Source organism: Sphingopyxis sp. H053, assembly GCF_001468225.1.
Classification (GTDB): domain Bacteria; phylum Pseudomonadota; class Alphaproteobacteria; order Sphingomonadales; family Sphingomonadaceae; genus Sphingopyxis.
In genome coordinates this window covers 442,652-468,596 of record NZ_LNRU01000002.1, presented here as the reverse complement: position 1 = coordinate 468,596, position 25,945 = coordinate 442,652, and the positions used below count along the sequence as shown (strand labels likewise).

The following is a 25,945-nucleotide window of genomic DNA, read 5'->3' as shown; positions in this document are numbered from 1 at the left end:
GTGCTTGCTGCCATAGGTGCGGCATGAAAATCGCGACCTTCAATATCAACGGGATCAAGGCCCGTTTGCCGCGCCTCGTCGAATGGCTCGAGGAAACGCAGCCCGATGTCGCCTGCCTGCAGGAATTGAAATCGAGCGACGAAACGATGCCGACCAAGGAGATCGAGGCGGCGGGATACGGCTTCCTCTATCATGGGCAAAAGGGTTTCAACGGCGTCGCGATCCTCGCCAAGGGCACGCAGCCGGTCGAGATGCAGCGCGGGCTCGCAGGGGAAGCAGAGGACGAACAGTCACGCTACCTTGAGGCCGACGTTCACGGCCTCCGCGTCGCGTCGATCTATCTTCCCAACGGCAACCCGCAACCGGGGCCGAAATTCGATTACAAGCTGCGCTGGATGGCGCGGCTGCGCGAGCGCGCGAAATTCCTCCTCGCGTCAGAGATTCCGACGGTGCTGACCGGCGACTACAATGTCATCCCGCACGACGACGATGTGTGGGATCCGCGCGTCATGGCGACCGACGCGCTGATGCAGCCCGAATCGCGCGACGCCTGGTTCCGCCTGCTCGGCGACGGCTGGACCGACGCGCTTCGCAGCCGCCATCCGGCGGGCGGCATCTGGACCTTCTGGGACTATCAGGCGGGCGGCTGGCAGCGCGACCATGGCTTTCGCATCGATCACCTGCTGCTCAGCCCCGCGCTCGCCGACCGGCTGGTCGATGCGGGCGTCGACAAGGACCATCGCGGCCGCGAAAAAGCCAGCGACCACGCGCCGACCTGGGCCATCCTCGACTAGGATCAGGATCCATTAAATTCCGTCATTCCCGCCTTCGCGGGAATGACGAAAGGAAATTGGCGACCTGATCCTATGCGTCGGGATAAAGCGTCGTCATCACCCGCTTCGGGTCGAGCGCATAATGATGCGCGACCGCACCCGCGATCACGCTTTCGAGGCTGCGCGTCGGTTTGAGGTCGCGGCCTTCGTAGCGCGCCGCGGCGCCGAGACCCGGCCAGTCGGCCGACACCTTGCCGCCCGCCGCCAGCCCGCCGCCGAGCAGCATCGCGGTCGATCCGGTGCCATGGTCGGTGCCGCCGGTGCCGTTGACCTCGACGGTGCGGCCGAATTCGGTGGCGACGATGACCAGCGTGTCATTCCACGCGGGACCTAGCCCGGTCTGTAGCGCGCCGACAAGCTGATCGAGCCCGCGCAGCTGCGCCGCCAGCCGGCCGCGCTGGGCGCTATGCGTGTCCCAGCCGCCCGTTTCGACCATCATCACCCGCGCGCCGTCCTCGGGCAGCATCAGCGACGCCGCGAGCTTGCCGAGGTCGGCGCCGTTACGGCCATTATTGCCGCCGATGTCGCTCGCCAGCTCCTGCGTCTTGACCGCGCTGTCCCACAGCGGGTGGAGCAGCGGGTCGTTCGCGTACATCGCGGTCAGCCGCGCAATCAGGTCGGCGTCGGCTTGCGGCAGGCGGCTCGGGGCATAGGTCCCGACCTGCACCGTCCCGCGCAAGGCGAGCGGCACCGCGGGCGCAATCGCGATCGCATCGCGCTCGGCGGCGGGAAGCAAGGTGAGCAGCCGCCCGACCCAGCCGGTGTCGCGCCCATAGGGGCGCGATCCGCCGCCCTCGAGCATATTCTGCCCGTCGAAATGCGACCGGTCGCGATAACCCGTGGCGACCGCGTGTGCGAAATGCGCCTGCTTGCCCGTATAGAGGCCGGCGGTCGCCGCGAGCGCCGGGTGCAGCGTGAACATGCCGTCGAGCTTCGCGCCGCCCGCCGTTTCGTCGGCCAGCGCGCGCCGCGCGGCGGCGAAGGCGGGATCGCCGGTCGGTGCGACGGTCGCGAGCCCGTCGGCGGCCCCGCGCTGGATGATGAAGACGAGCCGCTTCGGCGTGCCCGCGGCGGCATAGGCAAAGCGGGGCAGCGCGCCCGCGGCGGCGACGGTGATCCCCGACAATATGATCGAGCGGCGTGAGAGGATCATCGTCTATCTCCGCAAAAAGGCCGGGCTGGCGAACAGCATCACGATGCCCTGTCCGGGACTGTCGGCGCGCGCGATCGCTTGGCGCGTTTCGGGGGTGAGCGCGTCGGCGAGGACGAGCGGCGCGAGCACGCGCGCATCGGCGCGGTCGCCGATCCGCCCCGCGACCCGGCTCGCGAGCTCGACGCGCTGCATCAGCGCCGCCGATCCCGCCCAGGTCGCGACCTTGTCGTCATAGCCCGCGGGCGACCCGGGGCGCCACACGGGCTGGCCGAGCTGGGTGAACATCGCGGCGATATTCTGCCGCTCGCCAAGCGCGGGGACTTTCAGCGCGCGCAGCATCGACACCGTCCAGTCCCACGGCGATTTGAACATCGCGGGCATGGCCGCCCACGGCTCGGGCGAGGCGACCAGCGTTCGGTAGAGCGAGCGAAGGTCGCCGCCGGTCTGGAGGAAGTCGGCCGACAGCCGGTCGACCAAGGCCGCCGGCGGCACATCGCCGGTGAAATGACGCGCCAGCTTGGCGGCGATATGTTTCGCCGTCGCGGGATGAACGGCGAGGTCGCGCAGCACGGCTTCGGCCTGCCGGGCACCCGTATCGTCGTATCGCTTGCCAAGGATCGTCTGCGCCCCGGGTTGGTGAAGGCGGTCGATGAACACCGTCTCGCCGGGCCGGGCATCGGCGGGCATCAGCCGCTGCCCGGCGCCGCGGCCAAGCCCAGCGACAGTCAGGCCGGTGAGCGCCTTCGCAAAAGCCGTCACGTCGCTCTGCGTATAGCCCGTGCGCACGCCCAGCGTATGCAGCTCCAATATCTCGCGCGCCAGATTCTCATTGAGCCCCGGCGCCTTGCCCCTGCCGCGGTTTCGCACGCGCGTCGCGAACGGGCTGTCGGGGCCGAAACTCTGCGCCTGATCGAGATAGAGCAGCATCGCGGGATGATGGGCCGCGCTGATAAGAAGGTCCGAAAATTTTCCCATGACATGCGGGCGGATCGCTTCATTCTCGTAATTTCCCGCGAAGCCGACGACGGTCTGCTTGTCCGCCGACACCGCGAAATGATTCGCCCAGAAATGGACGAGCCGCTCGGGGAAGGGGGTGGACGTCGCGATCGCGGCGGACAGGCGCGCAGCGCTCGCATCGACATAGTGCCGGCGGATCGCCGAGCGCAACAGGCGGCGGAGTTCGGGGTCCATGCCCTTTTCCTCCTCGTTCATCGGCATGTCGGCGGCCTCGCGGCGCATCGCCTGCCGTTCGCCGCGATATTCGACATAAGCGGCGGCGATCGCGTCGCGTCCGGCGAGGCTCGCCAGCGCGGCGGGGGCGGGGTCATAATCGCCGATCTGGCGCGTCAGCCAGGCTTTCGGGTCATCGATCGCCGGATCGTCGAACCGGCGGCCGAGCCCGAAGCGATTGGCGGCAAGATATTGGACTGCCATGACAAAGCCTTTCCGTGCCCAAAACGCACGATGGCCCCGAATTGTCGCAAAGCTGTCCCGGTGTCAGAGCGGTTTGTCGTAAATCTGGTACACGCGGTTGACCTTGGCCTCGATCGCCTCGGCGACCGCATTCATCCCCTGATTATCGTCGAGCACCCAGCCGATATCGCCGCGCTTGGTGCCGTAATCGACGACCGCGTCGCGGCGGATATATTCGATCATCATAAAGGCGAGCGTGCTCGCCATGCGGCTGTTCTGAAGCTTTTTCGCGACGCCCATCAGCGGCACGCGCAGGATATGGCTCTGGGGTTTGCGCAGCCACCACAGCAGCCGCGCCCAGTTGAAGGGGAGCAGCGAGCCGTCCATGTCGATCAACAACTGGTTGATGTTCGGCAGCACGATCATGAACGCGACCGGCTCGCCGTCGACTTCGGCGACGCGGATCAGATCCTCGAAGACGATGTCCTTCAGTTTTTTGCCGACATAGGCGATCTCGCTGTCGGTCAGCGGGACAAAGCCCCAATTGTCCGACCAGGCGTCGTTGAGCAGCCCCATGATCAGCGTCGCTTCGGCGGCGAAGCGGCGCTTGTTGACCTTGCGGATGCGGATGCGCGCATTCTTCTCGCCCGCCGCGACGATGCGGTTCACGATCGGCGGAAATCCCTCGTCGATCGCGACGTCGTAATTCAGCAGCTGCTTGACCGGCCGATAGCCTGCGCCCTCGACCCAGCCGCGATAGAGCGGACTATTGTGCCCCATCATCACCGTCGGCCGGTTGTCGAACCCCTCGATCAGCAGCCCGGGTTCGTCCCAGATCGAAATCGACAGCGGCCCCAATGAGCGGTGCATGCCCTGACCGCGCAGCCAATCCTCGGCGGCGGCGAGCAGCGCCTGCGCCGCCCCTTCATCCTCGGCTTCGAGCAGACCCCAATTGCCGGTGCCCGGCCCCATGCCCTGTTCGGCGGGCTGTGCGAGTGCGAGGGTGTCGATATGCGCCGAGATGCGCCCGATCGTGCGGCCATTGCGGCGCGCGAGGAAGAACTGCGCCTTGCCATGTTCGAACCACGGATTCTTGCCGGGCGTGAGCAGGCCGTAGACCTCGCCCTTCAGCGGCGGCACCCACGACGGATCGCCGCGATTGAGCCGAAAGGCGAGCTCGACAAACTCGCGCAAATCATTCTTGTTCTTGACCGGGTGGATCGTAATCGGGCCGTCCGAATGTCCGCTCATACTGGTTTCCTGAAAGGGGCGTCCTATACTTGTGGCGACGCATTACGGCATAGAAATGGCGCTGGCGACCCGCATTCGGCCATTTTGCTGCCACGAAATCATGGTGAAGACGCCCGTATGACGACGATCAATCCCCCCGCCGATCGGGTCGCGACTCCTTTCGCGAAGTCGATTGCCAAAACGCCAAAGTCGGCGATTGCCGACGATATGGCGATGATCCGCGCGGCGTCGGAGCTGACGCGCGATCTCGTGCAACCGAGCGCGCGTATCTATTGGACCGATATGCTCGCCTCGGCCTTTGTCGGCTATGCTGGCATCGCGGCGGCGATTCTCGCGCCCTCGACCGCGTGGATGCTGGTCGCCGCGCTGGTTTCGGTCGTCGCGCTCTACCGCGCGGGCAGCTTCATCCACGAACTGACGCATATCCGCAAAAATGCGCTGCCGGGCTTCCGCCTCGGCTGGAACATCCTCGTCGGCGTGCCGATGCTGATTCCGTCGTTCATGTACGAAGGCATCCACAGCCTGCACCACAATCGCACCAAATATGGCACGGTCGAGGACCCCGAATATCTGCCGCTCGCGCTGATGAAGCCGTGGACGGTGCCGTTGTTCGTGGTCGCCGCGGCGTTCGCGCCGGTGGCGCTCGTCTTCCGCTATGCGGTGCTCACCCCGCTGTCGTTCCTGATCCCGCCGCTGCGCCGGATCGTCGTCGAACGCTATTCGGGGATGATCATCAATCCGCTGTTCCGCCGCAAGCCGCCCGAGGGCGAGTTCCGCCGCCAATGGGCGTGGCAGGAAGGCGGCGCCTGGGCGTGGTCGAGCCTGTTGATCGCCGCGGGCGTTTTCGGCTGGGTGCCGCTGCGCGCGCTCGCCATTTTCGGCGCGATCGCCGCCGCGACGCTCGTGCTCAACCAGATCCGCACGCTCGTCGCGCATCTGTGGGAAAATGACGGCGCGGTGCTGACCGTGACCGGCCAGTTCCTCGACAGCGTCAACGTTCCGCCGCCGGGCCTGCTCCCCGAGCTCTGGGCGCCGGTGGGCCTGCGCTATCACGCGCTGCACCATCTGCTGCCGGGCGTGCCCTATCATTCGCTCGCCGAGGCGCACCGCCGCCTGAAGGACGCGCTGCCCGCCGATTCGCAATATCATGGCGCGAATTACGACAGCTTGCCCAAGCTGGTGATGAACCTGGTTGCGGGGTCGGCGCGGGGCGCTGCGGCCTAATATTCAAGGTTGCGGGCTTGCCCGCTCCTCTTTTGCTCTTTTCGATACGATGGAATCTCTGACTCGGGTTGCGATGACAATGGCAAGCCCGATGCCCACGAGAGTCATCAGAACATCGTCCCCAAACCACCTCATTATGCCCCGCGCGACAAGGATCGACACGCAGATTAACGTCAATTCTCGCCGCCAATTCATCAACTGCTCTCCTCGAAACCGTCCCTATTCCTCGGTCCGGATCAAGATCATCTCACCGATCAGCGCAAATAATATGAACGGCCCCCATGCGGCGAGGAAGGGCGAGTAGGCGCCCAGATCGCCCATCGCGAGCGCGAAATTGTCGGCGACGAAATAGGCGAAGCCGAGCCCCATGCCGATGATCGCGCGGATGAACAGCTTGCCCGATCGGGCAAGGCCGAACGCTGCGACCGCGCCCAATAGCGGCATCAATATCGCCGACAGCGGGCCCGAAATCTTGTGCCACAGCACGCCCTTGAGCGCATCGACCGGCCGCCCCGCCGCCTCGAGATCGGCGATCGCCGACTGGAGCTTCAGGAAGGGCAGCTCGTCGCCGTCGACCTGTGCCAGCGTGAACTGGTCGGGGCGGACATCCTTTGCCGCGACGATCGTGCCGAGCGGTTCGAGCGTGCCCGAGCGGCGCAGGAAACGCCGCGCATTGGTGAGTTCCCAGCCGCCGGCCGGAAGCGCGCGTGCGCTGTCGGCCGACAGCATCGACGACAGCACGCCGCCGGTGCGCTCGTAAATCGTCACATAGCCGAGGACGATCACCGGGCCGCTGGTATCGACCGTCGCGGCGTTGATCAGATTGTCGCCGTCGCGCACCCAGATATTGGTGCGTATGCCGCTGTCCTTGGGGACTTTCTTATATTCGACCTTCTGCCAGGCGCTGAGCGCCGCGGTCGAGCGCGTGACGATGCGTTCGTTGAACGCGAAGCTGATCCCCGCGACGAGCAGAGCCGCGAGGAACAGGGGCGCAAGCACCTGATGCGCCGACATGCCCGACGCCTTCATCGCGATGACCTCGCTGTTCTGGTTGAGCGTCACCATCGTCAATATCGTGCCGAGCAGCACCGAAAAGGGCAGGAAGGTCTCGATAATCTGCGGCATCCGCATGCCGACATAGCGCCACACGTCCGAATCGCTGTTGCCCGCGACCGCTAGGATCTTGCCGCTCTCGCCGAGCAGGTCGAGCGTCTGGAGGATCAGCACCAGCGCGAACAGGATCGAGAAGGAGCGGACGAGGAAAAGGCGGCCGACGTAGAGCGCCATCGTCCGCGACGGGAAAAAGTGGAGCTGATGCATTTAGTTCACACTCTCCACCAGCCCCGGCTTGCGCTGAAACATCGTCAGCATTTTGCGGATTTTCTGCGCCGCCTTCGCCGCGACGCGCTCGAGCGCACCGATCGGCTGGCCGCCGGGGACATGCGCGACGACATAATACATCCAGATCGCGAGCGCCGCGAACAGCAGATAGGGTACCCACAGCGCGATCAGCGGGTCGACCACCCCGCGCGCGCCCATGTCCTCGGCATATTGGTTGATCTTGTGCTGGGTGACGAGCAGCACGATCGACAGGAAGACGCCGAGCGACGAGGTCGATCGTTTGGGCGGGATCGCGAGCGCGATCGCGATCAGCGGGATCAGGAACATCGACATCACTTCGACGATGCGGAAATGGAAATTCGCGCGCGATTCGAGCCGCGTCTGCACCGACTGGCTCTTGTCCTTGCCCGCGACAAACAATTCGGGGATCGTCATTTCGCGGTCGGCGCCGCCGCGCAGGCGGAAGGCCTCGATCTTGGGCAGCGGGATCGGCAGGTCGTGATTGTCGAAGGTCAGGACGCGCGGAACCGAAAATTTCGGCGATTCATGGATCAGCACGCCCTGCGACAGGCGGAGGATGATTGTGTTCGGATCGTCGGTCGCGAGGAACTGCCCGCGCGCTGCGGTGGCCGACACGCGCTGTCCGTCTTTCTGCTCGCCGCGCACGAAAATGCCGCGCAAGCTGCGCCCGTCGTTATAACTTTCCTCGATCCGGAGCGTCATGCGGTCGCCCAATTTGGTGAATTCGCCGACCTTGATCGACGCGCCGAGCGCGCCCGAGCGCAGTTCGAACTGCAGCCCTTCATAGGCGTAGCGCGCGACGGGCTGGATAAAGCCGACGATCGCCAGATTGAGCGCGGCGAGCGCGATCGCATAGGCAAAGGGCACGCGCATCAGCCGCCCGAAACTCATCCCCACGCCCTTCAGCACATCGAGCTCGCTCGATGTCGCAAGGCGCCGGAAAGCAAGGAGAATCCCCAGCATCAGCCCGATCGGGATGCCGAGCGAAAGATATTCGGGGATGAGGTTCGCGAGCATGCGCCACACGACGCTGACCGGGCCGCCCTCGGTCGCGACGAAATCGAACAGGCGCAGCATCTTTTCGAGCACGAGCAGCATCGCCGACAGGACGAGCGTGCCGAGCATCGGGAAGAAGATGAGCCGCGCGATGTAGCGGTCGATGGCAGGAAGCTTATTCAATCTTTGGTCGCCCCATCACCATGATTTGGCCGCAGTTGTTTCCGATATGCCGATTCAAGGGCGACAGGGACCCGTGTCAGCGTGCGCTCTCGCGCTTGCTGAGATGGCTATAGCCTCTGGAGGTTTTGAGGTCATGTCGAAAATGTTTCTCGCCGGACTGCTTGGCGCCGGTGCTGCCGGAGCGCTGATCGCGCCCGTCGCGGCGCAGGGTGCCGCGCTGGGTCCGAGCGCCGCGCTGTGCAACAGCAACGCCACCGCCGTCCAGGTCGACGTGCGCGGTTTCAAGCAGCGCACGGGAACCGTGCGCGTGCAGATTTACAGCGCGAACAGCAGCTATCTGGAAAAGCGCAAATGGCTCGAGCGCGTCGATGTGCCCGTGTCGCGCGCCGGCACCATGTCGGTCTGTGTGCCTGTGAAGCAGCAGGGCAATTATGTCATTTCGGTGCGGCACGACATCAACGGCAACGGCAAGTCGGACCGTAGCGACGGCGCGGGCCTGTCGGGCAACCCCGACATGAAGGTCAGCGACTTCATCTTCAAGCGGAAGCCCAAGTTGGCAACGGTCAGTTTTGCGGTCGGCGGCGCCACCAAGCGCGTCCCGGTCGTGCTGAACTATGTCAACGGCCTGTCCTTCGACCCCGTCGAATAGAGAGACTTTAGGGATATATGGCAAGCGTCGCGCTCCTTTCGAATCCACGCTCCACGGGCAACCGCTCGCTGCTGCCGCGGGTTCGCGAATATTGCGCGGCGCACCCCGACATCTTTCATTATGAGGTCGAGGACGTCGACCAGATCGAAAAGGCCATTCGCACCATGGCGATGGTCGGCCCGCGCGTCGTCGTGATCAACGGCGGCGACGGCACGGTCCAGGCGGCGCTGACCGAAATTTATTCGGGCGACCATTTCGGCGGCTCGCCGCCGCCGGTCGCGGTGCTTCCGAACGGCAAGACCAACCTCATCGCGCTAGACCTCGGCGCCGAGGGCGATCCGATCAAGGCGCTCGATCGCGTGCTCGAACTCGTCGCGAGCGGCCGGCTTGAGGATCATGTGATCGAACGCCAGCTCATCTCGCTCGACAGCGGCGGCGAAGCGCGGCCGGTGCTCGGCATGTTCCTCGGCGGCGCCTATCTCGCCGACGTGATGCTCTATTGCCGCAACCGCATCTATCCGCTCGGCCTGCCGAACGGGATTTCGCATTTCCTCGCGGCGATCCTCGGGCTGTTCGCGATCATCTTCGGGATCGGCGGCGGCCGCCTGCCGCCCAAGCCCGAAAATATGACCGTGTCGCTGATCCGTCAGGGCGAGTTCAAAGGCAAATTCTCGCTGCTGATCGTCACGACGCTCGAAAAACTGCTGCTCAGCATCCGCACGAGCGACGGCGGCGGCACCAACGGGCACATGAAATTGCTCGCGACCGACAGCAATGTCGGCGCGATGTTCCGCATGCTCGGCGCGACCTGGCGCGGGACGTTGGGGCAAAAGCCGCTCGACGGCGTGCATTTCCAGCAGGGCGACGAAATCCGCATCGAGGGCGAGCGGTCGAACGTCATCCTCGACGGCGAAATCTTTCAGGCGAAGCACGGCATGCCGATCATCCTGACCTCGACGCAGCCGGTTCCGTTCCTGCGCCTCGCCGCCTGAGCCTTCGCGCGTGTCCGACCTGATCGATCTGGTCCGCGCCGAACTGGCGACCCCCGTCGACCCGCGCGCCGCCGCGATGGCAGCGGCGATCGCTGCCCAATATCCGGGCAGCGCGCGCGCGGTGCTGTTTTACGGCAGCTGCCTGCGCGAGAGCGAGCTCGATGGGCTGATGCTCGATTTCTACCTGATCGTGTCGGACTATAGCGACGCCTATCCCAAGCGCTGGATGGCGGCCGCCAACCGCCTGATCCCGCCCAACGTCTTCCCGTTCCAGTCGGGCGGGCTGATCGCCAAATATGCGGTGCTCAGCGAAGGTGATTTCGACCGGCTGAACGGTGCGGAGACGCGCAATGTGTCGGTGTGGGCGCGCTTTGCGCAGCCGTCGCGCCTCGTCTGGGCGGTCGACGATACCGCGCGCAACCGGGCCGTCGCGGCGGTGGCGCGCGCGGCACCGACGCTGCTCGCCGCGGCGGGCCGGGTCGATGGCGAAGCGCCGCTCGACTGGTGGCGGCGCGCCTTTTCGCTCACCTACTCGGTCGAGCTGCGCGCCGAGCGCACGAGCCGCGCACAGTCGGTGGTCGACGCCGATGCCGAACGATACAAGCGGTTCAGCCTGCCCGCGATCGCCGCGATCCCGGCCGATGCGCGCGCCGGCGGCTGGGCGCGGCGGCGGCTGGAGGGCAAGGCGCTCAGCATCGCGCGGCTTGCCAAGGCCAGCCTGACCTATGCGGGCGGGATCGATTATCTGGCGTGGAAGATCAATCGCCACGCGGGGACCAAGATCGAGATCAAGCCGTGGCAGCGCCGCTGGCCGCTCGTCGCCGCGCTGACTTTGGTGCCGCGCCTGATGAAGAGCGGGGCTATTCGGTAGCACCCGTAGTCATCCCGGCGAAGGCCGGGATCTCGCCGGTGCGTCAGAAATCGAGGGTGAGATCCCGGCCTTCGCCGGGATGACGGATAACCCTAACTCGCCAGCCTTTGCCCTTCGGCCGGCCGCGCCTCGCCGCGCCGGCGGATGGCCTGGTCGAGCGCGGTGAGGGTAAAGGGTTTGCGCAGCACATCATGGTCGCCGAAGCTTTCGACCTCGCTCGCGTCGCCGGCATAGCCGGTCACGAACAGCACCGACAGGTCGGGCCAGCGCTGTTTCAGCTGCGCGACCATTTCGGGGCCGGTCAGCTGGGGCATCAGCACGTCGGACAGGATCAGGTCGAAACCGCTCCCTCCCTCCGCCAGCCGCCGCTCGACCAGCGTTTCGGCCTCGAGCGGGTTGCCGCAGGCGACCACGCTATGGCCCAGCTCGCTGACCGCATCGACCGTCGCCGCGAGGACGCGTTCGTCGTCCTCGACGACGAGGATGCTGAGCGCGTCGTCGGGCGATGCGGGACCGTCGGCATCGACGGGCAAAGTTTCGGTGGCCGCATCGGCCTCAGGCTTGGCGATCGGCAGCAGCATCGCGACGCTGGTGCCTTCGCCCTCGGTCGACGAAAGCTGCACTTCGCCGCCCGACTGGCGGCAGAAGGCGAAGACCTGGCTCATGCCCAGCCCGGTGCCCTGGCCCGCGGGCTTGGTCGTGTAAAAGGGATCGAACACGCGTTCGAGCACTTCGGGCGACATGCCGCAGCCGGTGTCGATCACCCGCACCGCGAGCGCCTTGCCTTCGCCATCGTCGAGCGTCTGGATCGTGAGCGAACCATGGCTGTTCATCGCGTCGCGCGCATTGACCGCAAGGTTGAGCAGCGCATTTTCGAATTGCTGCCGGTCGACCCAGCAGGCACGGCCCGGCGCCTGCAGGTCGAGCGTCAATGCGATGCGGTCGCCGATCGTGCGTTCGATCAGCTCGGCAAAGCTCGTGATGCACGCGTCGACCGCGACCATCTCGGGTCGCGCGGGCTCCGACCGGGCAAAGGTCAGCAGCCGGCGGGTCAGGTCGGCGGCGCGATTGGCGCCGTCGAGCGCGTTCGCGAGGTGGCGCGACGCTTTTGCGGGCGACCGTTGCGCCAGTTCGAGCCCGCCGACGACGACCGCCAGCATATTGTTGAAATCATGCGCGATGCCGCCGGTCAGCTGGCCGACCGCCTCCATCTTTTGCGCCTGGCGCAGCTGGGCCTCGGCGGCTTCGCGCTCGATCATCTCGCCGCGCAGCGCATCGTTCGCGTGCGCAAGTTCCGCGGTTCGTTCGTTGACCGCCGCCTCGAGCTGCGCGGCGCGGTCGCTTTCGATCAGCTGCTCGTTCCGCGCGAGCCGCCGTTCGCCTTCGGCACGGATCAACGAGAAGGTCGTGCCGATCGCGATCACCGCGGCGCCCGCGCCGAGTAACGAAAAGAGCAGGATCGCCTGGTTGAGGCTGGCGCGGTCGGCCACGGCAAGCCGGTTGCGCTCGCGCAGCAACGCGCGCTCGTTCGCGATGATTTCGCTGAGCAGCTTGTCGATCCGGCTGACGCCCTGGCCTTTGCCCGCCGCGTAATATTTCGAAATGGCCGCGACGGTCTGGTTGTAGTTGGCGCTGAGCGCCGCGTCGCCGAGTTGCGCCCCGCGGCTGTCCATTTCGCGCGTCAGCTGTTCGACCAGCGCCATCTGTTTCGGATTGTCGCGGACGTTACGCTGCAATTGCGCGAGGAACTGCCGCGCGCGGCCCCATTGATATTCATAGACGCGCCCGTCCTCTTTCTGCAGCCCGACCGCAAAGCGGCCGAGCGACGCCTCGGCGCGCGCGATCGCGGCGTCGACCGACCGCGTTTGCGAAATAACTTCCATGCTCTGCGTCTGCCAGCCGAGCGAGCGGTCGTAATTGTCGTTGGCGCGCGCAAGCAGCAGCACGAGCGCCCCGACCACACCGGTCAGGATCGCGCCGAGGACGATCGTCAGCCAGAAGCGAACACGCTCCCGCCGGCCGTCATTTTCGCTGTCGCCATCCCTCTCGAACACGCGCATCTCTTACCGGACAAGCGCGGCGCCGCAAAGCGCCGAAGCCGCCGTTAACTTAACACCGCTTCAACTCGACCCGAAAAGGAATCCGCTGGTCGGCGCGCAGGCTCGGTTCAGCCGATAATGCCGACGCGCTGGCCGGCGCGTTCGAACCGGCCGAGGATTTCGCCGACTTGTTCGATGCTATGCTCGGCGCAGAGCGAGCAGCGCAGCAAGGTCATGCCCGCGGGGGTCGCGGGCGGGCGCGCGAGATTGACGTAAAGGCCTTCTTCCAGCAGCGCTTCCCACATCATCGCGCCGCGCTCGAGGTCGGGCATGATCACCGCGATGATCGCCGACTGCGGTTCTTCGGTGCCGAGCTGGAAACCGAGGTCGCGCAGTCCCTTGTGCAAAACCTTCGAATTTTCCCACAGGTGCGCGCGCTTGTTCGACCCGTGCATCAGCTTGCGGATGCTCGTCGCCGCGGTCGCGACGACGCTCGGCGGCAGCGAGGCGGTGAACACATAGGGGCGGCACACGAGCCGCAAAATCTCGAACTTCGGATGGTTCGACACGCAGAAACCGCCGACGGTGCCCACGCTCTTGCTGAAGGTGCCGATGACGAAGTCGACGTCGTCCAATACGCCCTGCGCCTCGGCGACGCCGCGGCCATTCTCGCCGATAAAGCCCATCGAATGCGCTTCGTCGACGAGCACCATCGCGCCGGCTTCCTTCGAGACGCGGATCATTTCCTTCAGCGGCGCGACGTCGCCGAGCATCGAATAGACGCCTTCGAGCACGACAAGCTTGCCGGCTTCGGGGGGCAGGCGCTTCAGTCTTTTTTCGAGCGCCTCGACGTCATTGTGGCGGAAAGCGACGATTTCGGCATTGCCCATCGCGCAGCCGTCATAGATCGACGCATGGCTGTCGATGTCGAGGATGACATAGTCGCCCTTGCCCGCGATCGTCGAAATGATGCCGAGGTTCGCCTGGTATCCGGTCGAAAACACCATGGCATGGTCCATGGCGTAAAATTCCTTGAGCGCCTCTTCGCACTCCTTGTGCCCCTGATAGGTGCCGTTGAGCACGCGGCTGCCGGTCGTGCCGCTGCCGAACTTGTCGAGCGCGTCCTTGCCCGCGGCGATGACATCCTCGTCGAAGGTCATGCCCATATAATTATAGGTGCCGAGCAGGATCGTCTCGCGCCCGTTACAGATCGCGACGGTCGGCGAGATCACCTTTTCCATCACCAGATTATACGGATCGGTGACCCCGGTCGCGAGCAGATCCTCGCGCTGCTGGATCAGCGGGTCGAATTTCGAAAAGAGGTCGGTCATGTCAAATGTCCAAAATCCGTTCGCATCGAGCGAAGTCGAGATGCCCCTCGAACTTGCGCTGTCCCGATGGGTGTCTCGACTTCGCTCGACACGAACGGGGAAAAAGATTTAGCCCTGCAGCTTCTCGACCGCGGCGACCAGCTGGCCGACGGTTTCGATTTCGGCCTGCATGTTCATGCTGATGATGATGTCGAACGTGTCCTCGACCTCGGCGACGAAATCCATCACCGTCAGGCTGTCCCATTCGAGGTCGCCGGCAAAGGTGGTGGCGTCGGTCAGTTCGACGCCCTTCTTGTTGAAAGGGGCAATCAGCCCGAAAATCTGGTCGCGCAGGGCGGTGCTCATGTGGTGCGTCCCATAAAGATATGAAGTTGCGTGCGGCATGCCGCGAAGGCCTCCGATTGGCAAGCGAATGCGGCGGGAACAGGGCAGCATCTTGCCGCTGGCGGGACTTCGTGGCATCGCTGTGGCGGGTCGCCAGCAGGGGCAGCTTGGCATGGACAGCGAAGATTCAAAGATATCGCAGGGCCGGCCGGCGATTTCCTTTCCGCCGAACGCGGTGCACCTCGTGCGCACCAACCAGCAGATCACGATGCAATTGTCGCAGATGGCCGACCAGAAGGCATCGATCCTGATGGGCGCGACCTTTGTCGTCTTCACGCTCGCGATCGGGCAGGCGCGTTCGGGCGGCGGCGCACTCGCGATGCCGCTCGCGATCCTCGCGACCTTTTCCTTCCTCTCGGCTTTGCTCGCGGTGTCGGCGGTGCTGCCGCGCGTCGGCAGGGCGCCGCCGGTCGTCTACAAGGACGGCAAGGATCACAGCAATATCCTCTTCTTCGGCCGCTTCGAACAGATGGACGAGGACGAGTTCATCGCCGCGGTGAAGGCGCGCCTGCGCACCGAGGAGGATCTCTATGAGACGATGCTGCGCGATACCTACCAGAATGGCGTCGTGCTCGCGCGGCGCAAATATCGCTACCTTGCCTACGCCTACCGCCTGTTCGTCGTCGGGCTGACGCTGACCTTCATCGCGTTCGCGGTCGAGATGGCCGGGATGTGGCGAGGATGAATTCATAGATCCTCCCTGTCGCGACGCGATGGGGAGGGGGAGTGCAGGGTTGAATTGCCCCCGGCAATTCAAGTCCAGTCCGGGGGACTGGACGACCCAGCACTCTCGCGCAGCGAGTGGTGGAGGGGTCGCGCCATAACCCCTCCGTCAGCGCTTCGCGCTGCCACCTCCCCATGCCTGCGGCACAGGGAGGATCCAATCTCCGCATTGCTGTTGCCATTCTGCCACCCCCAGGCACCAAATAACCCGCCGCCGCCGCGCCGCACTTGAACCGTAACATTCGCGCGCCTATCCGGGCCGGCTATGCTGCATCAGGCCGCCCCTCTGACCGCGGAAACACCGCCGAGCCTCCGCGCCGAATTCCGCGCGACGCTGGCGCTTGCGGTGCCGCTCGCGGCCGCGAACCTGTTGCAAATGCTCGTCCACGCGATCGACGTGATCTTCGTCGCGCGGCTCGGCGACGCGGCGCTCGCCGCCTCGTCGCTCGGCGTCGCGATTTTCGGGCTCCTGCTGTGGACCGGCTCCGGCCTCATCGGGGCGTCGGCGCCGCTGATCGCCGCCGAGCTCGGCCGCCGCAAGCATGCGGTGCGCGAGGTGCGGCGCACCGTGCGCATGGCGCTGTGGCTCAGCGCGCTGGTCTCGCTCCTCTTCATGGGCATCTGCGCCGCGGGCGGGCCGATCATGCTCGCGACGGGGCAGCCGGCCGAAACCTCGGCGCGTGCCGCGGGCTTCCTGCTGATCCTGATGTGGGGCATGTTCCCGATGATCGCCGCGGCGGTGCTGCGCATCTTCGTCTCGGCGCTCGGGCGGCCGACGATCGCGACCGCGATCACCTTCGGCGCGCTGTTCGTCAATGCGCTGGGCAACTGGGTGCTGGTGTTCGGCCACCTCGGCATGCCCGCGCTCGGCCTCCACGGCTCGGCGATTTCGAGCGTGATGACCAGCTTCCTGATGCTGATCGCCTATGTCGTCGTCATCCAGAGCGACCGGCGGCTGCGGCGCTATCATCTGTTCGGCAACTGGTGGCGGTCCGAATGGACGCGCTTTTTCGACATGCTGCGCATCGGCACGCCGATCAGCCTGACCATCCTGGCCGAGGCGGGGCTGTTCACCGGCGCCGCCTTCCTGATGGGCCGCATCGGCGAAACCGAGCTCGCCGGGCACACGATCGCGCTGCAGGTCGCGGCGCTCGCCTTCCAGATCCCCTTCGGCGTCGCGCAGGCGGCGACGATCCGCGTCGGTCTTTTCTATGGCGCGCGCGACCATCGCGGTATCGCGCACGCGGGGCAGGCGTCGCTCATCCTCGGCATCGGCTTCATGGGGCTGACCGCGCTCATCATGTGGCTGTTCCCGTCGCTCGTGCTGTCGATCTATGTCGACGTCGATGCCGCGCGCAACGCCGCGCTCGTCGGTTTCGCGATGCAGTTCCTCGTCGTCGCCGCCGCCTTCCAGCTCTTTGACGGGGCGCAGGCGGTGGCGGCGGGCGTGCTGCGCGGATTGCAGGACACACGCACCCCGATGATCATCGCGATCTGCGGTTACTGGATCGCGGGCTATGGCACCGCCATCTACCTCGGCTTCTGGACGCCGCTCGCCGGAGTCGGGGTGTGGATCGGGCTGGCCGTAGGGCTGATTGTCGTCTCTGCCGTGCTGCTGCTCCGCTGGCGGATGCGCGCGCGTCTGGGCCTGCTTCCGGCCTGACGCAAAAACTTCGCGAGAATCTTGTACCCCTGCGCTTGACGCCTATCTGACTCCCACCCATATGGCCGACTGTTAGCACTCGCGTCCTGTGAGTGCTAAACGACATCATTTCCATCTCTGGAGGGATTTCCATGCAATTTCGTCCGCTGCACGACCGCGTGCTTGTTCGCCGTATCGAAGCCGAAGAAAAGACGGCTGGCGGCATCATCATCCCCGACACCGCCAAGGAAAAGCCGCAGGAAGGCGAAGTCGTCTCGGTCGGCACCGGCACCCGCGCCGATGACGGCAAGGTGACCCCGCTCGACGTCAAGGCGGGCGACCGCATCCTGTTCGGCAAATGGTCGGGCACCGAAGTCAAGGTCGACGGCGAAGAGCTGTTGATCATGAAGGAATCGGACATCCTCGGCGTCATCGCCTGAGCGATTTCATCGAATTCAGTGTGAAGTTACGCAGTTTTCTGCGGATTTTAAAGGAACAAGCCCATGGCTGCTAAAGACGTAAAATTCAGCCGCGACGCGCGTGAGCGCATTCTGCGCGGCGTCGACACCCTCGCCGACGCGGTGAAGGTGACCCTCGGTCCCAAGGGCCGCAACGTCGTGATCGACAAGAGCTTCGGCGCGCCCCGCATCACCAAGGACGGCGTCACCGTCGCCAAGGAAATCGAACTTAAGGACAAGTTCGAGAATATGGGCGCCCAGATGCTGCGCGAAGTCGCATCGAAGGCGAACGACAAGGCCGGCGACGGCACCACCACCGCGACCGTTCTGGCGCAGGCGATCGTGCGCGAAGGCATGAAGTCGGTTGCCGCCGGCATGAACCCGATGGACCTGAAGCGCGGCATCGACCTCGCGGTCACCAAGGTTGTCGAAACGATCAAGGCGCAGTCGAAGCCCGTTTCGGGCACCGCTGAAATCGCGCAGGTCGGCATCATTTCGGCCAATGGCGACAAGGAAGTCGGCGACAAGATCGCCGAAGCCATGGAAAAGGTCGGCAAGGAAGGCGTGATCACCGTCGAGGAAGCCAAGGGCCTCGATTTCGAACTCGACGTCGTCGAAGGCATGCAGTTCGACCGCGGCTACCTGTCGCCTTACTTCATCACCAACCCCGAAAAGATGCTCGTCGAGCTTTCGGATCCGTACATCCTGATCTTCGAAAAGAAGCTGTCGAACCTCCAGTCGATGCTTCCGATCCTCGAAGCCGTGGTGCAGTCGGGCCGTCCGCTCCTCATCATCGCCGAAGACATCGAAGGCGAAGCGCTCGCAACGCTGGTGGTCAACCGCCTGCGCGGCGGCCTGAAGGTCGCGGCCGTCAAGGCGCCGGGCTTCGGCGATCGCCGCAAGGCGATGCTGCAGGACATCGCGATCCTCACTGCCGGTGAAATGATCAGCGAAGACCTGGGCATCAAGCTTGAGTCGGTCACGCTGAACATGCTCGGCCAGGCCAAGCGCGTCACGATCGACAAGGACAACACCACCATCGTCGATGGTGCTGGCGACCATGATGCGATCAAGGGCCGCGTCGAACAGATCCGCGCGCAGATCGAAACGACGACCAGCGACTACGACAAGGAAAAGCTGCAGGAACGTCTGGCGAAGCTCGCCGGCGGTGTTGCCGTGATCAAGGTCGGCGGCGCTTCGGAAGTCGAAGTGAAGGAACGCAAGGACCGCGTTGACGACGCGCTCCACGCGACCCGCGCTGCGGTCGAAGAAGGCATTGTCCCCGGCGGCGGTACGGCGCTTCTGTACGCGACGAAGGCTCTCGACGGCATGTCGGGCGTCAACGAAGACCAGACCCGCGGCATCGACATCATCCGTCGCGCGCTGCAGGCTCCGGTTCGCCAGATCGCTGAAAACGCTGGCTTCGACGGCGGTGTCGTCGCGGGCAAGCTGTTCGACCAGAACGACAGCAACTTCGGCTTCAACGCCTCGACCGACGTCTATGAAGACTTGGTCAAGGCGGGTGTCATCGACCCGACCAAGGTCGTGCGCACCGCGCTGCAGGATGCTGCCTCGGTTGCCGGTCTGCTGATCACCACCGAAGCCGGCATCGCCGAAACGCCCGACGACAAGCCCGCCATGCCCATGGGCGGCGGCGGCATGGGCGGCATGGGCGGCATGGACTTCTGACGACCCCAACAGGTCGTCACCCCGGCGAAGGCCGGGGTCGCATGCCGACTTGCCGAACGGCCAAGTCAAAAAAGAAGGGCCGGGGGAGCAATCCTCCGGCCCTTTTCTTTGTGCAACTTATCTTCATCGTCACCCCGGACTTGATCCGGGGTCCATGCCACGGGCGGCGTCATGGATGCCGGATCAAGTCCGGCATGACGAAAATGGCATGACGAAATAGGGCAGGCGGGACATTGCCAGTTCAGGCGATGCGGCATAGCTAGGGCAGCGATGATCTTCGTCCTCGCTCTCGCCCTGCTCGCCGATCCTCCGGCCGCGGCAACGCCCGCGCCGCCGCCGATCGAGCGCTGCGGCTACCGCATCGTCGAAACCTTCCCGCACGACGCGACCAGCTTCACCCAAGGCCTCTTCTGGGACGAGGGGCATCTGTACGAGGCCACCGGTCAATATGGTCAGTCCCGCGTGGCGCGGCTCGACCTCAAGACCGGCAAGGCGCTGGCGCAGACAAAGCTGCCGGCGGACCAGTTCGGCGAAGGCATCACGCGCTGGGGCGATCAGATCATCGGCGTGACCTGGCAGGGCGGCGCCGGCAATCGCTGGTCGATCAAGGATCTGAAACGCGTCGGCACCTTCAAATATGAAGGCGAGGGCTGGGGCGTGACGATGGTCGAAGGCAGCCTGGTTCTCAGCGACGGCACGACGGAGCTCCGCTTCTTCGATCCCGCGACAATGAAGGAGCAGAGGCGTGTCACGGTGCGCTTCGGCGGCCGGCCGATCTCGATGATCAACGAGCTGGAGACGATCGACGGCCAGATCTGGGCGAATGTGTGGATGACCGACTTCATCGTCCGCATCGATCCCGCCACCGGCAACGTCGTCTCGCTCGTCGACCTGACGGGGCTCAAGGCCGACGCCGGTGTCAGGGGGACCGACAGCGTGCTCAACGGCATTGCATGGGACGCGAAAACGAAGCGCTTGTTCGTCACCGGAAAATATTGGCCGAAACTTTACGAAATCGCACTCGCGGGCTGCCGTTAGGGTCCAGACCCTAACCGCCCGACAACGCCGCCTCCATCCGCGCTGCCGCGGCGTCATAGACATGCTCTTTCAATCCCGCGGTGATCGCCTTGGGCGCGCGGTCGGGATGGCCGCCGGGGAAGGGCGGCGCGGGATCATATTCGATCGCGAGCTGGATCGCCTGCGCGACCGCATCGCCGCGCAGCCGGGCAATGAGCGTCAGCGCGAAATCAAGCCCCGAGGTGACGCCGCCGCTGGTCACGACATTCCCGTCCTCGACGACGCGTGCTTTCACCGGCTCGGCGCCGACGAGCGGCAGCAAATGGGTATAGGCCCAGTGCGTCGTCGCGCGCTTGCCGTCGAGCAGCCCGGCGCGTCCGAGCAGGAAGGCGCCGGTGCAGACGCTCGTCACCCATTGCGCGCCCGCGGCCTGGCGCGCGATGAAATCGATCGTCGCGGCATCGCCCAGCGCGTCGGCGACGCCGTGCCCGCCGGGGATGCAGAGGATGTCGCCCTGCGGCGCACTCGCGAAATCATGCGTCGGCACGATCGCGAAGCCGCTGTCGGTCATGATCGGGTCGAGGCTGGCCGCGGCGCCCGCGAGTAAGGCGCCGGGCATGCGCGAAAGCGCCTGCGCGGGAGCGGTGAAATCGAGCTGGGTGATACCGGGAAAGAGCAGGAAGACGACGGTGGTGCTGGGCGTATCGGTCATGCGGATGTCCTTGCGCTGGCGATGGATCACCCAGGCGCGCGGCTCCTGTCGACCTGTCGGTCCGCCCCGCTTCCCGATGGGACTCCATCTTCAGCGCCAGTTGCGGGGCGAGAGCAGCCTAACGCCCTGATGCGGCGAGGGGAAGGCGCTATTTGACGGTCTTTTCGGCGTCGCCGTCCGGCTTGTCCGCGGCGGCTACCGGCGCGCTATCGCGGCTTTCGAGCATTTCGGCGGCATCGTCGAGCGCTTTGGCCTCGCTGACGGTCACGCCGCCGGGGCCGGGCTCATTGTCGGTACGGCTGCATCCCGTCGTCAGGATCAGCATCGCGAGCGCGGCGCTCGTCATCCGAAGGTCGATCATCGCATGCGCTCCCATGAAAAAGGGCTCCATCCGTGGTGGATGGAGCCCCCGATATCAGCCCGAAGGCGTGCCGACGACTTACTTCTTGTCGTTGGCTTCGGCCTTCTTGGTTTCTTCGGCAATATTGGCGCCGGCCTTGTCGGCGGCTTCGCCAGCGGCGTTCACGGTGCCTTCGACGGCGTTGCCGGCCTTGTCGGCGGCGGCGGCGGTCGCATCGGCGGCTTCGTCGGCGGCAGCAGCCGTCGCGTCGGCAGCGCCAGCGGCAGCATCGGCAGCGGCATCGCCAGCGGCGGCGGCGTCATCGGCGGCCGAAGTGGCGGTTTCCGAAGCGGCGTCCTGGGTCTTTTCCGAGCAGGCGGCGAGGCTGAAGGCCGCGGCGGCCATCGAGGCGATGATGATCTTGCGCATGATATTCCTTTCGAATGCAATGGCCGGGCGACGGCCATAGGGACTGAGAGTTAACGGCGGATCAGGGGCTTGGCAACTGCGCCGATTGATACCTGTCCCGAATGAAAAAGGGGCCACCGGCGAACCGGCGACCCCCCTTTGCCTGTGGCATTTCTTCGGCCTGAAAGGCCGAAAAGACGCTTACTTCTTGGCTTCTTCCATCGCGCCCTTGGCGGCGTCGGCAGCTTCCTTGGCAGCATCGGCAGCTTCGGTCGCCTTGTCGGCAGCCTTGGCAGCGTCGCCCGAGGCAGCGGCATCGCCAGCGGCGTCGGCAGCGGCGCCGGCTTCGCCAGCAGCAGCTGCGGTCGCGTCGGCAGCGCCTTCGGCCGCTTCCATCGCGCCATCAGCAGCGCCTTCGACGGTCGCGGCTGCGTCTTCGGTTGCAGCAGCCGTGTCGTCGGCAGCCTTTTCGGCGCAAGCAGCGAGGCCCATCGAGGCGGCGAGGACGAGCGACAGAGTGATCGATTTCTTCATTTGGGAATACCCCTCTCGGTTTGAACTGACCGATCGGCACAGGAACTGATCGATCCCGAAATTTGCCAATCGCGCGCAGAATTACCCCCTCGCCAAATGGCACGCAACGCCCTTTTTGCCAGAGCCCCGCTGTTTCGTCGTAATTCGGTCCCGGCTGAAGGGTGCGTGGCGGAAATAGGGGAGCGGCGCTTGGTTGACCGGATATAAAGAAAGCTTTATATGTTGCCCCATGAGCGAGCTGATCGACATTTTCCGTGCCCTCGCGGACCCGACGCGATTGCGAGTCGTCGCGCTTTTGCGCGAGATGGAGCTCGCGATCGGCGAATTGGCGGTCGTGCTCGACCAGAGCCAGCCGCGCGTGTCGCGCCATGTCCGGATCCTTGTCGAGGCCGGGATCGTCGAGCGGCGGCGCGAAGGAAGCTGGGTTTTCCTGCGCATCGCGAACGGCGGGCCGGTCGCCGACATTATCGGCCAAGCCGAAAAATGGCCCTTCTCTGCGCGCGAGACGCGGGTCATCGCGCATGATGCGCGGCGGCTGGCGGCGGTGCGCGACGAGCGCGCGGCGTCCGCCGAACGCTATTTTGCCGAACATGCCGCCGAATGGGATGCGATCCGGTCGCGCCACGTCGCCGAAAGCGAGGTCGAGGCCGCGATGCTGGCGATGATGCACAACCGCCGGCTCGGGCACTTGCTCGACATCGGCACCGGCACCGGCCGGATGGCCGAAATCTTCGCGCCGACCGCGCGCCGCATCACCGCACTCGATCGCAGCCCCGAAATGCTGCGCATCGCGCGCACCAAGCTGGCGGAGCAATCGGTTCCGGTCGACCTGCTCCAGGGCGACTTCCTGAACCTGCCGGTCGATGATGCGAGCATTGACAGCATTGTCATCCATCAGGCGCTGCATTTCGCGCACGAGCCCGACCGCGTGATCGCCGAGGCGAGCCGGGTGCTGCGCGGCGGTGGCCATTTGCTCGTCGTCGATTTCGCGCCGCACGAGGACGAAGAGTTGCGCAATTTTGCGGCGCACGCGCGCCTCGGCTTTTCGGACGCGCAGATCCGCGGCTGGTTCGCGTCGGCAGGGCTGCTGCTGGAAAATACCCAGACGCTCGAAGGCGGGGAGCTGGCCGTGAAGCTGTGGCTCGGCCGCCGTCGCAGCGATGAAGATCAACCCCCCGTCATCGGTGACGGACAAAGTAAAAGGCTTGCGGCATGACGTCGAATTTGAATTCGCTGGCAGAGGCGCGCCGCGCCGCGGCCTCGCCGCTGTTCGCCAATCTCGAAGGCGACATCGGCGTCAGCTTCGAATTCTTCCCGCCCAAGACCGAGAAGATGGAGGCGCAGCTGTGGGACACGTTCCGCACGCTCGAGCCGCTGGGCCCCAGCTTCGTGTCGGTCACTTATGGCGCGGGCGGTTCGACGCGCGAGCGCACCCATGCGACCGTCGCGCGCATCGCCGCCGAAAGCGCCGTTCCGCCCGCCGCGCACCTGACGTGCGTCGAGGCCTCGCGCGCCGAGATCGACGAGGTCGCGCATGCCTATTGGGATGCCGGAGTGCGCCATATCGTCGCGCTGCGCGGTGACGTCCCGGGCGGCGCGCCGTACCGCGCGCATCCCGACGGCTATGCCAATGCGATCGAACTCGTAGCCGGATTGAAGGCGATTGCGCCGTTCGACATTTCGGTCGCCGCCTATCCCGAAACGCATCCCGACGCCGATTGTCCGCAGTCCGACCTCGACAATCTGAAGCGCAAGCTCGACGCGGGCGCGACGCGCGCGATCACGCAATTCTTCTTTTCGCCCGACAGCTTCCTGCGTTTCCGCGACGCGGCTGCGGCGGCGGGGATCACCGCACCGATCATCCCGGGCATCCTGCCCGTGTCGAACGTGTCGCAGACGCGGCGCATGGCCGATATGTGCGGCACCGCGATCCCCGCGTGGATGATCTCGCTGTTCGAGGGGCTCGACGACCTGCCCGCGGCGCGCCAGCTTGTCGCCGCAACGATCGCCGCCGAAATGTGCCGCCGCCTCTATGCGGGCGGGGTGCGCGACTTCCACTTCTACACGCTCAACCGCGCCGAGCTGAGCTATGCCATCTGCCACCTCCTGGGCCTCCGCCCGGCGGTGGCGCCCGCGACGGAGAAAGCCGCATGATCAGCGCACGCGAAGCCCTGCAGGCAGCGGCAAAGGAACGCATCTTGTTGACCGACGGCGGCTGGGGCACCCAGATCCAGCTCCGCAAGCTGGTCGAGGCCGACTATGCCGGCTCGCTCGGCCTGACGCACGACCAGAAGGGCAATAACGACATCCTCGCGCTGACGCGCCCCGATGTCGTCACCGCGATCGGCGAAGCCTATCTGGCGGCGGGTTCGGACATCGTGTCGACGAACACCTTCAGCGCCAACACGATCAGCCAGGCGGATTATGGCGCCGAGCATCTGGTCGCCGACATCAACCATGAAAGCGCGCGGCTGGGGCGCGAAGCGGCCGATCGCTATCAGGAGCGCGACGGTCGCCGCCGCTTTATCGCGGGCGCGGTCGGGCCGACGAACAAGACTTTGTCGCTGTCGCCCGACGTCAACAACCCGGGCTATCGCGAGATCGATTTCGACGAGCTCAAGAATGTCTATCTCGATCAGGTCGTGGCGCTCGCCGAAGGCGGCGCCGACTTCATCCTGATCGAGACGATCTTCGACACGCTGAACGCCAAGGCTGGCATCGCCGCGACGCTCGAGGCCGAGGCGAAGGTCGGGCGCGAGCTGCCGCTGATGATTTCGATGACGCTCACCGACCTCAGTGGCCGCAACCTGTCGGGGCACACCGTCGAGGCCTTCTGGTATGCGGTCCGCCATGCCAAGCCGCTGACGATCGGGCTGAACTGCTCGTTCGGCGCGTCGCAGCTTCGCCCGCATGTCCGCGTGCTGTCGGACATCGCCGACGCGCTGGTGATGGTCTATCCGAACGCGGGCCTGCCGAACGAACTCGGCGAATATGACGAAATGCCCGACACGACCGCGGGGCTGGTGCGCGAATGGGCCGAGGATGGCCAGGTCAACATCCTCGGCGGCTGCTGCGGGTCGACCCCCGCGCATATCGCGGCGATGGCCAAGGCGGTTCAGGGTCTTGCGCCCCGGCATATTCCCGAGGTGCCGGTGCGGACGCGGCTCGCGGGGCTCGAGCCCTTCACCATGGCGGCCTGAACCGATGACCGACAATCCGACATGGACGATCCGGGAAGCCGGAGCCGACGATGCGTCGGCGCTCGCGCTGATCGGCGCCGCGACCTTCCTCGAAACCTTCGCGGGCATCCTCGACGGCGATGCGATCGTCGGTCATTGCGCCGCGCACCATAATGAGGCGGCGTACAAGGCCTATCTGGCGGCCGGCGCGCGCGCGTGGATCGCCGAGGCGCAGCCCGGCGGCGCGCCGATCGGTTTCGCGCTGGTCGGTAAGCCCGACCTCGCCGCGGCGCTTGAAGGCGATATCGAGTTGAAGCGCATCTATTCGCTGTCGCGCTTTCACGGCAGCGGGCTCGGCGCGGCGTTGATGAAGCAGGCGCTGGAAGCGGCGAGCGGCCATCGCCGCCTGCTTCTGGGCGTTTATGCGAAGAACGAGCGCGCGCTCGCTTTCTACCGCAAGCAGGGGTTCGCCGACCTCGGCACGCGCCAGTTCAATGTCGGCGGCAAGCTTTACGACGATCTCGTCCTCGCCCGGCCGCTCGCTGCCTAATACTCAGTTTCA

Annotated in this window: 26 protein-coding genes and 1 riboswitch; of the genes, 14 read left to right on the top strand and 12 right to left on the bottom strand. The window is 65.5% G+C overall.

Annotated features, from left to right (window positions below; genetic code table 11):
• Positions 1–23 precede the first annotated feature (23 nt).
• Positions 24–794 (top strand): exodeoxyribonuclease III, encoded by a 771-nt coding sequence (gene xth, locus ATE70_RS05280; RefSeq protein WP_058536860.1) that lies wholly within the window; start codon positions 24–26, stop codon positions 792–794.
• 70 nt (positions 795–864) lie between these two features.
• Here xth and ATE70_RS05275 read toward each other — a convergent pair whose 3' ends face one another.
• The 3 genes from ATE70_RS05275 to ATE70_RS05265 all read right to left on the bottom strand — a co-directional run bounded on the left by ATE70_RS05275 (position 865) and on the right by ATE70_RS05265 (position 4,650).
• A complete protein-coding gene (locus ATE70_RS05275; protein WP_058536859.1) occupies positions 865–1,986 on the bottom strand; it encodes a DUF1501 domain-containing protein in 1,122 nt (373 codons plus the stop codon).
• Positions 1,987–1,989: 3 nt separating this feature from the next.
• Complete coding sequence (locus ATE70_RS05270; RefSeq protein ID WP_058536858.1) at positions 1,990–3,420, bottom strand: DUF1800 domain-containing protein; 1,431 nt, start codon at positions 3,418–3,420, stop codon at positions 1,990–1,992.
• Between the two features lie 63 nt (positions 3,421–3,483).
• Positions 3,484–4,650: a hypothetical protein gene (locus ATE70_RS05265; RefSeq protein WP_058536857.1), complete on the bottom strand. Its 1,167-nt coding sequence runs from the start codon at positions 4,648–4,650 to the stop codon at positions 3,484–3,486.
• A 117-nt stretch (positions 4,651–4,767) separates the two neighbouring features.
• On the opposite strand from ATE70_RS05265, the gene ATE70_RS05260 reads away from it, so the two are divergent.
• Positions 4,768–5,874, top strand: a complete 1,107-nt coding sequence (locus ATE70_RS05260) for a fatty acid desaturase family protein (protein ID WP_058536856.1) — start codon at positions 4,768–4,770, stop codon at positions 5,872–5,874.
• Between the two features lie 219 nt (positions 5,875–6,093).
• Here the strand turns inward: ATE70_RS05260 and lptG are convergent, their stop codons facing one another.
• Positions 6,094–7,194 carry an LPS export ABC transporter permease LptG gene (lptG, locus tag ATE70_RS05250; protein ID WP_058536854.1) on the bottom strand — a complete coding sequence of 367 codons (1,101 nt, stop codon included), beginning with the start codon at positions 7,192–7,194 and terminating at the stop codon, positions 6,094–6,096.
• Positions 7,195–8,415, bottom strand: coding sequence for an LPS export ABC transporter permease LptF (gene lptF, locus ATE70_RS05245; protein ID WP_082639649.1), 1,221 nt, complete (start codon positions 8,413–8,415; stop codon positions 7,195–7,197).
• A 133-nt stretch (positions 8,416–8,548) separates the two neighbouring features.
• On the opposite strand from lptF, the gene ATE70_RS05240 reads away from it, so the two are divergent.
• Genes ATE70_RS05240 through ATE70_RS05230 form a run of 3 tightly spaced genes read left to right on the top strand, consistent with a single transcriptional unit; the run spans position 8,549 to position 10,927 of the window.
• Positions 8,549–9,064 (top strand): DUF2141 domain-containing protein, encoded by a 516-nt coding sequence (locus ATE70_RS05240; RefSeq protein ID WP_082639648.1) that lies wholly within the window; start codon positions 8,549–8,551, stop codon positions 9,062–9,064.
• A gap of 17 nt (positions 9,065–9,081) precedes the next feature.
• Positions 9,082–10,056: a diacylglycerol/lipid kinase family protein gene (locus ATE70_RS05235; protein ID WP_058536853.1), complete on the top strand. Its 975-nt coding sequence runs from the start codon at positions 9,082–9,084 to the stop codon at positions 10,054–10,056.
• Positions 10,057–10,066: 10 nt separating this feature from the next.
• Complete coding sequence (locus ATE70_RS05230) at positions 10,067–10,927, top strand: hypothetical protein (protein WP_058536852.1); 861 nt, start codon at positions 10,067–10,069, stop codon at positions 10,925–10,927.
• A 92-nt stretch (positions 10,928–11,019) separates the two neighbouring features.
• On the opposite strand, the gene ATE70_RS05225 is transcribed toward ATE70_RS05230, so the two are convergent.
• From ATE70_RS05225 to ATE70_RS05215, 3 genes are all read right to left on the bottom strand, one after another.
• On the bottom strand, positions 11,020–12,987 hold the full coding sequence (locus tag ATE70_RS05225; protein WP_231733415.1) for an ATP-binding protein: 1,968 nt from the start codon (positions 12,985–12,987) through the stop codon (positions 11,020–11,022).
• A 107-nt stretch (positions 12,988–13,094) separates the two neighbouring features.
• Complete coding sequence (spt, locus tag ATE70_RS05220; RefSeq protein ID WP_058536851.1) at positions 13,095–14,297, bottom strand: serine palmitoyltransferase; 1,203 nt, start codon at positions 14,295–14,297, stop codon at positions 13,095–13,097.
• A 108-nt stretch (positions 14,298–14,405) separates the two neighbouring features.
• Positions 14,406–14,642, bottom strand: coding sequence for an acyl carrier protein (locus tag ATE70_RS05215; RefSeq protein ID WP_056372169.1), 237 nt, complete (start codon positions 14,640–14,642; stop codon positions 14,406–14,408).
• Positions 14,643–14,793: 151 nt separating this feature from the next.
• On the opposite strand from ATE70_RS05215, the gene ATE70_RS05210 reads away from it, so the two are divergent.
• From ATE70_RS05210 to ATE70_RS05190, 5 genes are all read left to right on the top strand, one after another.
• Positions 14,794–15,366, top strand: a complete 573-nt coding sequence (locus tag ATE70_RS05210) for a Pycsar system effector family protein (protein ID WP_058537022.1) — start codon at positions 14,794–14,796, stop codon at positions 15,364–15,366.
• A gap of 303 nt (positions 15,367–15,669) precedes the next feature.
• On the top strand, positions 15,670–17,067 hold the full coding sequence (locus ATE70_RS05205; protein ID WP_058536850.1) for an MATE family efflux transporter: 1,398 nt from the start codon (positions 15,670–15,672) through the stop codon (positions 17,065–17,067).
• Between the two features lie 131 nt (positions 17,068–17,198).
• Entirely contained in the window at positions 17,199–17,486 is a 288-nt protein-coding gene (groES, locus tag ATE70_RS05200; RefSeq protein WP_037514464.1) for a co-chaperone GroES, read from the top strand.
• Between the two features lie 63 nt (positions 17,487–17,549).
• On the top strand, positions 17,550–19,193 hold the full coding sequence (gene groL, locus ATE70_RS05195; protein ID WP_058536849.1) for a chaperonin GroEL: 1,644 nt from the start codon (positions 17,550–17,552) through the stop codon (positions 19,191–19,193).
• Positions 19,194–19,463: 270 nt separating this feature from the next.
• Entirely contained in the window at positions 19,464–20,231 is a 768-nt protein-coding gene (locus tag ATE70_RS05190) for a glutaminyl-peptide cyclotransferase (RefSeq protein ID WP_058536848.1), read from the top strand.
• A gap of 10 nt (positions 20,232–20,241) precedes the next feature.
• Here the strand turns inward: ATE70_RS05190 and ATE70_RS05185 are convergent, their stop codons facing one another.
• The 4 genes from ATE70_RS05185 to ATE70_RS05170 all read right to left on the bottom strand — a co-directional run bounded on the left by ATE70_RS05185 (position 20,242) and on the right by ATE70_RS05170 (position 22,204).
• Positions 20,242–20,922, bottom strand: coding sequence for a DJ-1/PfpI family protein (locus ATE70_RS05185; protein WP_058537021.1), 681 nt, complete (start codon positions 20,920–20,922; stop codon positions 20,242–20,244).
• Positions 20,923–20,943: 21 nt separating this feature from the next.
• A riboswitch (ZMP/ZTP riboswitch) is annotated at positions 20,944–21,036 on the bottom strand.
• 34 nt (positions 21,037–21,070) lie between these two features.
• Positions 21,071–21,283: a hypothetical protein gene (locus tag ATE70_RS05180; protein ID WP_156419758.1), complete on the bottom strand. Its 213-nt coding sequence runs from the start codon at positions 21,281–21,283 to the stop codon at positions 21,071–21,073.
• A 78-nt stretch (positions 21,284–21,361) separates the two neighbouring features.
• Entirely contained in the window at positions 21,362–21,691 is a 330-nt protein-coding gene (locus tag ATE70_RS05175) for a hypothetical protein (protein ID WP_037514457.1), read from the bottom strand.
• A 180-nt stretch (positions 21,692–21,871) separates the two neighbouring features.
• Positions 21,872–22,204 carry a hypothetical protein gene (locus ATE70_RS05170; RefSeq protein WP_058536846.1) on the bottom strand — a complete coding sequence of 111 codons (333 nt, stop codon included), beginning with the start codon at positions 22,202–22,204 and terminating at the stop codon, positions 21,872–21,874.
• A gap of 229 nt (positions 22,205–22,433) precedes the next feature.
• On the opposite strand from ATE70_RS05170, the gene ATE70_RS05165 reads away from it, so the two are divergent.
• Genes ATE70_RS05165 through ATE70_RS05150 form a run of 4 tightly spaced genes read left to right on the top strand, consistent with a single transcriptional unit; the run spans position 22,434 to position 25,933 of the window.
• Entirely contained in the window at positions 22,434–23,420 is a 987-nt protein-coding gene (locus tag ATE70_RS05165; RefSeq protein WP_058536845.1) for an ArsR/SmtB family transcription factor, read from the top strand.
• Positions 23,417–24,358: a methylenetetrahydrofolate reductase [NAD(P)H] gene (gene metF / locus ATE70_RS05160; RefSeq protein ID WP_058536844.1), complete on the top strand. Its 942-nt coding sequence runs from the start codon at positions 23,417–23,419 to the stop codon at positions 24,356–24,358. Before ATE70_RS05165 ends, metF begins: the two co-directional genes overlap by 4 nt.
• Positions 24,355–25,404 carry a homocysteine S-methyltransferase family protein gene (locus ATE70_RS05155; protein ID WP_443028787.1) on the top strand — a complete coding sequence of 350 codons (1,050 nt, stop codon included), beginning with the start codon at positions 24,355–24,357 and terminating at the stop codon, positions 25,402–25,404. Before metF ends, ATE70_RS05155 begins: the two co-directional genes overlap by 4 nt.
• A gap of 4 nt (positions 25,405–25,408) precedes the next feature.
• The gene (locus ATE70_RS05150; protein ID WP_058536843.1) at positions 25,409–25,933 is read left to right on the top strand and encodes a GNAT family N-acetyltransferase; all 525 of its coding nucleotides are present in this window, start codon (positions 25,409–25,411) and stop codon (positions 25,931–25,933) included.
• Positions 25,934–25,945: the final 12 nt, after the last annotated feature.

What these genes read in the sequence shown, in the direction of transcription:
- ATE70_RS05275 (WP_058536859.1), bottom strand. Translation starts at nt 1,986, where the DNA reads ATGATCCTCTCACGCCGCTCGATCATATTGTCGGGGATCACCGTCGCC.
- lptG (WP_058536854.1), bottom strand. Translation starts at nt 7,194, where the DNA reads ATGCATCAGCTCCACTTTTTCCCGTCGCGGACGATGGCGCTCTACGTC.
- ATE70_RS05185 (WP_058537021.1), bottom strand. Translation starts at nt 20,922, where the DNA reads ATGACCGATACGCCCAGCACCACCGTCGTCTTCCTGCTCTTTCCCGGT.
- ATE70_RS05190 (WP_058536848.1), top strand. Translation starts at nt 19,464, where the DNA reads ATGATCTTCGTCCTCGCTCTCGCCCTGCTCGCCGATCCTCCGGCCGCG.
- ATE70_RS05265 (WP_058536857.1), bottom strand. Translation starts at nt 4,650, where the DNA reads ATGAGCGGACATTCGGACGGCCCGATTACGATCCACCCGGTCAAGAAC.
- ATE70_RS05205 (WP_058536850.1), top strand. Translation starts at nt 15,670, where the DNA reads ATGCTGCATCAGGCCGCCCCTCTGACCGCGGAAACACCGCCGAGCCTC.
- ATE70_RS05240 (WP_082639648.1), top strand. Translation starts at nt 8,549, where the DNA reads ATGTCGAAAATGTTTCTCGCCGGACTGCTTGGCGCCGGTGCTGCCGGA.
- ATE70_RS05235 (WP_058536853.1), top strand. Translation starts at nt 9,082, where the DNA reads ATGGCAAGCGTCGCGCTCCTTTCGAATCCACGCTCCACGGGCAACCGC.
- ATE70_RS05270 (WP_058536858.1), bottom strand. Translation starts at nt 3,420, where the DNA reads ATGGCAGTCCAATATCTTGCCGCCAATCGCTTCGGGCTCGGCCGCCGG.
- ATE70_RS05225 (WP_231733415.1), bottom strand. Translation starts at nt 12,987, where the DNA reads ATGCGCGTGTTCGAGAGGGATGGCGACAGCGAAAATGACGGCCGGCGG.
- ATE70_RS05180 (WP_156419758.1), bottom strand. Translation starts at nt 21,283, where the DNA reads ATGATCGACCTTCGGATGACGAGCGCCGCGCTCGCGATGCTGATCCTG.
- groES (WP_037514464.1), top strand. Translation starts at nt 17,199, where the DNA reads ATGCAATTTCGTCCGCTGCACGACCGCGTGCTTGTTCGCCGTATCGAA.
- ATE70_RS05155 (WP_443028787.1), top strand. Translation starts at nt 24,355, where the DNA reads ATGATCAGCGCACGCGAAGCCCTGCAGGCAGCGGCAAAGGAACGCATC.
- ATE70_RS05260 (WP_058536856.1), top strand. Translation starts at nt 4,768, where the DNA reads ATGACGACGATCAATCCCCCCGCCGATCGGGTCGCGACTCCTTTCGCG.
- ATE70_RS05210 (WP_058537022.1), top strand. Translation starts at nt 14,794, where the DNA reads ATGGACAGCGAAGATTCAAAGATATCGCAGGGCCGGCCGGCGATTTCC.
- spt (WP_058536851.1), bottom strand. Translation starts at nt 14,297, where the DNA reads ATGACCGACCTCTTTTCGAAATTCGACCCGCTGATCCAGCAGCGCGAG.
- groL (WP_058536849.1), top strand. Translation starts at nt 17,550, where the DNA reads ATGGCTGCTAAAGACGTAAAATTCAGCCGCGACGCGCGTGAGCGCATT.
- ATE70_RS05175 (WP_037514457.1), bottom strand. Translation starts at nt 21,691, where the DNA reads ATGCGCAAGATCATCATCGCCTCGATGGCCGCCGCGGCCTTCAGCCTC.
- ATE70_RS05150 (WP_058536843.1), top strand. Translation starts at nt 25,409, where the DNA reads ATGACCGACAATCCGACATGGACGATCCGGGAAGCCGGAGCCGACGAT.
- ATE70_RS05165 (WP_058536845.1), top strand. Translation starts at nt 22,434, where the DNA reads ATGAGCGAGCTGATCGACATTTTCCGTGCCCTCGCGGACCCGACGCGA.
- xth (WP_058536860.1), top strand. Translation starts at nt 24, where the DNA reads ATGAAAATCGCGACCTTCAATATCAACGGGATCAAGGCCCGTTTGCCG.
- ATE70_RS05170 (WP_058536846.1), bottom strand. Translation starts at nt 22,204, where the DNA reads ATGAAGAAATCGATCACTCTGTCGCTCGTCCTCGCCGCCTCGATGGGC.
- ATE70_RS05215 (WP_056372169.1), bottom strand. Translation starts at nt 14,642, where the DNA reads ATGAGCACCGCCCTGCGCGACCAGATTTTCGGGCTGATTGCCCCTTTC.
- metF (WP_058536844.1), top strand. Translation starts at nt 23,417, where the DNA reads ATGACGTCGAATTTGAATTCGCTGGCAGAGGCGCGCCGCGCCGCGGCC.